At 30.1% G+C, this 6426-nt stretch carries 8 protein-coding genes; all 8 read right to left on the bottom strand.

Features of this window, described 5'->3' with window-relative positions; translation table 11 throughout:
• Window positions 1-344 precede the first annotated feature (344 nt).
• A complete protein-coding gene (locus BMX03_RS00640) occupies window positions 345-1151 on the bottom strand; it encodes a Cof-type HAD-IIB family hydrolase (RefSeq protein WP_075554776.1) in 807 nt (268 codons plus the stop codon).
• Between the two features lie 102 nt (window positions 1152-1253).
• On the bottom strand, window positions 1254-1523 hold the full coding sequence (locus BMX03_RS00635) for a hypothetical protein (protein ID WP_015561598.1): 270 nt from the start codon (window positions 1521-1523) through the stop codon (window positions 1254-1256).
• Between the two features lie 16 nt (window positions 1524-1539).
• Complete coding sequence (locus BMX03_RS00630; RefSeq protein ID WP_015561599.1) at window positions 1540-2376, bottom strand: PTS system mannose/fructose/sorbose family transporter subunit IID; 837 nt, start codon at window positions 2374-2376, stop codon at window positions 1540-1542.
• On the bottom strand, window positions 2377-3231 hold the full coding sequence (locus BMX03_RS00625; protein WP_015561600.1) for a PTS mannose/fructose/sorbose/N-acetylgalactosamine transporter subunit IIC: 855 nt from the start codon (window positions 3229-3231) through the stop codon (window positions 2377-2379).
• A gap of 35 nt (window positions 3232-3266) precedes the next feature.
• Complete coding sequence (locus tag BMX03_RS00620) at window positions 3267-3758, bottom strand: PTS sugar transporter subunit IIB (RefSeq protein ID WP_015561601.1); 492 nt, start codon at window positions 3756-3758, stop codon at window positions 3267-3269.
• Between the two features lie 31 nt (window positions 3759-3789).
• Window positions 3790-4206, bottom strand: coding sequence for a PTS sugar transporter subunit IIA (locus BMX03_RS00615; RefSeq protein WP_022228068.1), 417 nt, complete (start codon window positions 4204-4206; stop codon window positions 3790-3792).
• A gap of 217 nt (window positions 4207-4423) precedes the next feature.
• On the bottom strand, window positions 4424-5713 hold the full coding sequence (locus BMX03_RS00610) for an ABC transporter substrate-binding protein (protein ID WP_015561603.1): 1290 nt from the start codon (window positions 5711-5713) through the stop codon (window positions 4424-4426).
• On the bottom strand, window positions 5706-6416 hold the full coding sequence (locus BMX03_RS00605; protein WP_022228070.1) for a response regulator transcription factor: 711 nt from the start codon (window positions 6414-6416) through the stop codon (window positions 5706-5708). The genes BMX03_RS00610 and BMX03_RS00605 overlap by 8 nt, the downstream gene beginning before the upstream one ends.
• Between the last annotated feature and the right edge of the window lie 10 nt (window positions 6417-6426).

The following is a 6426-nucleotide window of genomic DNA, read 5'->3' as shown; positions in this document are numbered from 1 at the left end:
CACGATAGAGATAGAAATGCTGCTATAAATATATGGAAGGTTGGGGCATCAACCTTCTTTGGAGAGATATAGTAAGACCTGCTATTTTAGTAGGCAAGTATCGTTTGTATCCAAGAATCCCCTGCCTTTAGGCATGGGGAGTATGTCAATCCATGATAATAATCTAAAACCATTACCACTTTTTCTTTATACAAATTCTCAACAATAGCTTTTATTTTACTTACAATATCTGCATAACCTTCATAAGCTTTACTAGATAGTTTATCTATTTCTTTTATCTTTATTTTCGGATATTTATCATAATTAGATTGTCTATCTTCTCATAACATCTTTTTCATCTTCTCTTATACTAAATCAAGTTTTTGCAGATATTCATAAATGCCATCTTCATTATTAGACTTTGTTATATATTTCATTTGTTTTTTGATTTCTTCTGGAGCATTTTGCATAACTACTCCTCTTCCTACAAATTTCAACATATCTAAATCATTATAATTATCTCCAAAAGCAATAGCTTGAGCAGGTATCATGTTCAAATGACGCAATAATACTTCGATACCATTTGCTTTACTTACATCTTTATTCATAATTTCAATTAAAATATCACTTGAACGCACTATATTTAATTGTGGAAACTTCTCTTGCAAAACAGCTTCTATTTTTGAGCTGATATTTGCCTTTGTCATACATAATATTTTATTAGGCAATATATCTTTATTTATCAATTCTTTAAAATCAGCTTGACTGGCTTTTACATTAGTGATATTTTCTTCTCTTTTTACAGCTTTATTATCTTTATCTTTTACAAACCAATTATCATCACTATAATAATTTATTACTACATCATCAGGCCATAATAATTCTATTTCATCAATAATAGCCTTCGTATCTAATTTATTAATTTTATCATCATGTAAAATTTGATTTTGCTCATCTAAAACTAAAGCCCCACCATAACTAATCATTGGCATTTTTACATTCATTTCATCAAGAATTAATTTCATAGCTTTAGGCATACGTGCTGACACCAATACAAATGGTATATTTTTTAAAGCTAATTTTTGTACAGCCTTAATTGTACTAGCTAATAATTCATGTTTAGAATTCAATACTGTTCCATCAATATCTGAAAATACAATTTTCCAATCCATATCATCACCCACTTAAAATAAAATCATTTTAAACTCTAAAAAGGCTATGATGAATAATATTTAGATGGGGGAAATTATATTCATCATAGCCTTTTATTGCTGTTATTTCTCTATATAGTTAATCAATTTATTAATATTATCTTGTCCATTTTTTATGCCTAAACTCAATATCAAACAAGCTATTACACTCAAAATCATTAATACTATACCTACAGTTGATAAGAAAGAATACATCTCATCTCCAAATAAAATCAATATTAATGATATAGAAGAAAGCATTATCATATTTCTAAGCCAAACTTTTAAATTATTCAACATCTTAGTTTGATATTGTATTTCTCCAATATAAGCTTGTTTCATTTTGCTCTGCATAAAAAATCACCTTTCATCAATAAGTTAATCCTGTATCGAAGAAACCAACTAATACACCAACAAAAGCAATAACTACTAATAAAAGCATAACATAAATTGGTGACATATTTTTCTTAGTCAATAAATACCAACAGAAAATAACAAATACTGCTGATAAAATATTAGGGAATACACCATTTAATGTATCTTGAAGTACTAAGAATGGTTTATCTGCACCTTCGGCAGTCATAGTGAAGCCTGTTCTGATATTAATCCAAGTACCAGCAACAGCACCAATTACGATAGTACCTAACATTACGATAGATTCACGGATAGCTGTAGCTCTTTCACCAACTAAGAAATCAATTGCTTTACCACCGAGCTCATAACCTTTGAAGTATAAAAATCTCATACCCCAAGTAATAAGTAAGTTCCAAACGATTATATAGAAGATTGCCCCGATTGGTGAACCGCCAGTAGATAGACCCATTGCAATACCTAATAAAATTGGAATTAATGTACCTACTACCAAGGAGTCACCGATACCAGCGAGTGGTCCCATAAGACCTGCACGAAGACCATTAATTGTTTCTGCATTGATATCATCTGCGCCATTAGCTTTTGCTTCTTCCAAACTTGCAGTAATACCTACAACTACACTACCAACCTGTGGTTCTGTATTAAAGAAGGCTGTATATGTCTGCATTGCCTTTTTCTGTTCTTCTTTTGTTTTATATAATTCTTCAATAATTGGCAACATAGCACATAAATAACCAAAAGTCTGCATATGTTCTTGGGAGAAACATGTTAAATGTCCATAGTACCAATTTCTAAAAGATTTATTTAGTGTTTTCTTAGAAATTTTCTTTTCCATTTAAATATCCTCCTCATCGTCATCATCATAGCTTGTTACTCCACTAGCTGCTGCTTTTTTAGCTTCTATGCGAAGCATTTGAATTTTATAATTGATAATTGCAAACATACCGCCAACGATAGCAGCACCGATTAAGTTTAATCCTAAACCTGCAGCTAAAGCAAAACCTAAGAAAAACGGAATGAAATCCATAACATCATTAACAACTTGTTTTAATAAGATAGCAACCCCAACTGATGGAAGTAATGCACCTACTGTGAATAATGTCTGCATTGCAATACCATCCATTGGTAAATAAGTTTTAATAGCTTCTACAGCATCTTGACCATATAAACACATAACTACTGTTGGAATGAAAGAACATATAATATGAGAAATCCAAGGAAGACCCATATCTACGAAATATAATTTATGGAAATTACCTTCTTCAACAGCTTTCCAACCAATATGTTGCCATGCAAGGTTGATAGTAGCAGTACCATAGAATAAAACTGTACCAAGTGTACCTACCATGGAACCAAATGAAGTAGCCAAACCAATACCTGCTGGACTTGCTGGATCAAGACCTAAAGATTTAACAGCTATCATTGCAAGAGGAATACCGATATAACTTACAGCACGAACATCAGCAGAAACTGTACCACCTGGAGTAACGAGTGCTATGTATACAACCTGCATAGCAGTACCAATTAAAATACCGCTTTGAATATCACCTAAAACAATACCACAAACTAAGCCCCCAACGAGTGGACGACCTAATGTATAGTTACCAATTACAGTACCACCCATACCAGGCATACTAGCTAAACAAGCAAATATACCTAATATAATGGCTTGGAGCCAACTTATTTCCATGAAACTCCCTCCAATTCATCTTATATACAATTTAATTAAAAACCAAATTTACCTTTGAATTTATCCCAATTACCAATAGAAACATCTGGTAATAAAGAAAATTCAATGCTATAACCAGCTTTACTGATATCTTCTAAAGCTTGTGCTTCTTCTTGAGTAATAGACTGATTATTTCCAAGTGTTGTTGAACCTTCACGGTCATTACATGGACCTACGATTACTTTTGTAATACCACATTTAAAACCTTGTTCAACTAAAATTTTTCTCATATCAATAGGGTCTTTTGTAATTAAGAAATAACGTGTATCGCTATCTAAAACTTTTTGAGCTTTCTTTTTGAAATCTTCTACAGTCCAAACAAAAGTTTTTTTACCACTAGCTGCTTTATAAGCTGCTTTTAATACATCGGATTTTGCTGCTTTATCATTTACAGCGATTAATCCATCACAAGGATATTCTCTAGCCCAACGAGTACAAGTTTGACCATGAATCATACGGTCATCAATACGAATAAAAGAAACTGACATTATAAAAACCTCCTAAAATAATTGCCTAAAATTAAATATCATCTTCAGACTCTTCTACTATTTTAAATTCTTGCATAGCCATACGAGCCTGTTCTAAAACTTGGTCTGCTATTTCGTCTAAGGAAACAGTATCTTTCATCAAAACAGTTGTCAAAGCTAATGGTAAATTCATTCCGCCTAAAATAACTGTTTTAATTCCTTTATTAACTAAAACATTTGTGGCATTTGTAAGTGGTGAACCGCCAATTATATCACCTAGTAAAATAACTTCATCATCAGTTGAAATATCTTTTACTTTTTCAGTGAATAATGCTGTAAATTCATCTACGCTTTTTCCATTTTCAAGACCAACAGATAAGATATCTTCTCTATTTCCTGCCAACATGGATAAAGCATCATTTAAGCCATTTGCAAATTTTCCATGGCTAACTAATATTACATACTTCATAGTAGTTGCTCCTTCGTTTTTTATATTTTCTAATAATTCCCTTTACATCAATTATTCTATCAATATTGACGAAAATAATCATATGTCTACAATCACAAAATGGGCATTACATTTGTCACAATTTTATTTCATTCATTATAAGCAATAAAAAATAGTAGCCTAAAAATAGAATTTTAAGCTACTATTATTACCCAAAACAGTATAACACTATTTCTCATTATTCATTTAAATACTTATTTATATCCTTTTGCAATTCCAATAAACCTATATCAATATCGCTTTTATTTCTTATCATATCATTAATTTTTATATCAATTAAATTCAAAGCTTGATTATATTTTTTAAATCTACTATGTTCTAAAGTTTTATTCATAACTTCATCTAAAAGATTTACATTTATCTGATTTTCTTTATTATCCTTACCTAAAAGGCATACAATATCTTCTGATTTATTGATTGATTTTAAAGAAGAAATTCCTTGTGAATACTTATATAAATCCTTTTGTGTTTCTTTTTCATAGGTGAGCATTTTCAAAAATTCCCAAGCTATATCAGCATTTTTACTTCTCGAAGATATTCCCATCAATAATGAAGAAATTTCACTTCCTTTATCATTAGATGATATCAACGGCATTTTTATACAATCCCATTCAAAATCAGAGAATTTTTTTACTCTCCAAGGATATGGCTTATATGTACGATATTGGGCAAAAGACATAGGAGCAAAAGCTACTTTTCCTGTATTGAATTCCTCTTTAGTAATGATATGTTCTTGATTTAATTTATTTAATTTTTCTACGAAAATAACTGCTTCTTTCGCTTCATCTTGATCGATAAAACATTCTTTTCCATCTTCATCGAATAATCTTATACCATGACTATACATAGAATTTAACCAGCTAAAATTATAACAACCATACTGGTCGATAGCACCATCACCATTAGTATCTTTTGTAACTTGTTGACAAATATTATAAAAGTCATCTAAAGTCCAATCATTTTCTGGTATGGGTATATTTTCTTTTTCTAATAAAGTCTTATTTACAAACATCAACATAGGATTACTTTCATATGGCAAAGCATATTGTTTATGCTCATATTGACCAGCTTTTAAAGTACTCTCATAATAATCATCTTTATTAAAGGTCTTATCATTTTCTATTTCTTCTGTTAAATCCTTTAAGACACCTAAAGAACTCAACGTGTTAAAATCTTCATCTACAATCATAAATACATCAGGTTCTTCACCATTTACAATTTTATTGGCTAACCACAATGAATAATCTGATTTTAAAATACCACTTTCATATTCAATTTCCACATTAGGATGTAATTTTTCAAAACGAGCTATAGCATCATCTATAATTTTATAATCATTTCCATTTGGTACTTCCCAATTTCCTACAAATATACCTAAATGTATTACTACCTTATTCGTATATAAATTTGTTACAGCTACATAAGTAAATACTATAGCTATAAAACTTATTATAACTTTCTTAATCATTGTCAAAATCCTTTGCAATTTGACCTGTCTGTACAGCCCAAATAGCCAATTGCGTACGGTCTCGCAAATTTAATTTAGATAAAATGGAACTTAAATAATTTCTGACTGTACCTTCAGATAAAAACATTTTTTTAGCAATTTCTTTATTTGATAAACCCAATCCTATATTTTGAACTATCTTCCATTCATTTTTAGATAATTCATCTAAACAATTTTCCTCAACATTAATGATTAAATTTCTATTTCTCGACATATTATAAAACATACTTACTACTTTTGTAGCTATATCTGGATTAATCAAAGCTCCGCCATTATAGATAACCATAATATCTTCATACAATTCTTCCATGCCTACATCTTTTAATAAATAACCACTTGCACCATATTTTAAAGCACTAAATATATATTCATCATCATCAAAAGTTGTCAATATCACTATTTTTATCTCTGGATATTGTTCTTTTACGACCTTAGTACAATATACACCGTCCATTTTAGGCATTCTTATATCCATTAAAATAATATCCACTTTATGTTTTTTCAGCGTTTCTAATACTTCATATCCGTTGCCTACAACACCAACAATTTCAATATTATCATGTGCACCTAAAATTATCTTTAACGACTCTCTTATCAATTCTTGGTCATCTGCTATTAATACTTTTATCATTTTCGCAATTATTATTGGAAATACCGCATCCAATAATTCTCCT

Origin of the sequence: Megamonas sp. Calf98-2, assembly GCF_900110235.1 — a bacterium.
In the GTDB taxonomy this organism is placed as follows: Bacteria; Bacillota; Negativicutes; order Selenomonadales; family Selenomonadaceae; genus Megamonas; species Megamonas funiformis.
Note: the sequence above shows the minus strand (reverse complement) of the source record. Positions and strands in the feature narration are given on the sequence as shown.

What these genes read in the sequence shown, in the direction of transcription:
- BMX03_RS00640 (WP_075554776.1), bottom strand. Translation starts at nt 1,151, where the DNA reads ATGGATTGGAAAATTGTATTTTCAGATATTGATGGAACAGTATTGAAT.
- BMX03_RS00635 (WP_015561598.1), bottom strand. Translation starts at nt 1,523, where the DNA reads ATGCAGAGCAAAATGAAACAAGCTTATATTGGAGAAATACAATATCAA.
- BMX03_RS00630 (WP_015561599.1), bottom strand. Translation starts at nt 2,376, where the DNA reads ATGGAAAAGAAAATTTCTAAGAAAACACTAAATAAATCTTTTAGAAAT.
- BMX03_RS00625 (WP_015561600.1), bottom strand. Translation starts at nt 3,231, where the DNA reads ATGGAAATAAGTTGGCTCCAAGCCATTATATTAGGTATATTTGCTTGT.
- BMX03_RS00620 (WP_015561601.1), bottom strand. Translation starts at nt 3,758, where the DNA reads ATGTCAGTTTCTTTTATTCGTATTGATGACCGTATGATTCATGGTCAA.
- BMX03_RS00615 (WP_022228068.1), bottom strand. Translation starts at nt 4,206, where the DNA reads ATGAAGTATGTAATATTAGTTAGCCATGGAAAATTTGCAAATGGCTTA.
- BMX03_RS00610 (WP_015561603.1), bottom strand. Translation starts at nt 5,713, where the DNA reads ATGATTAAGAAAGTTATAATAAGTTTTATAGCTATAGTATTTACTTAT.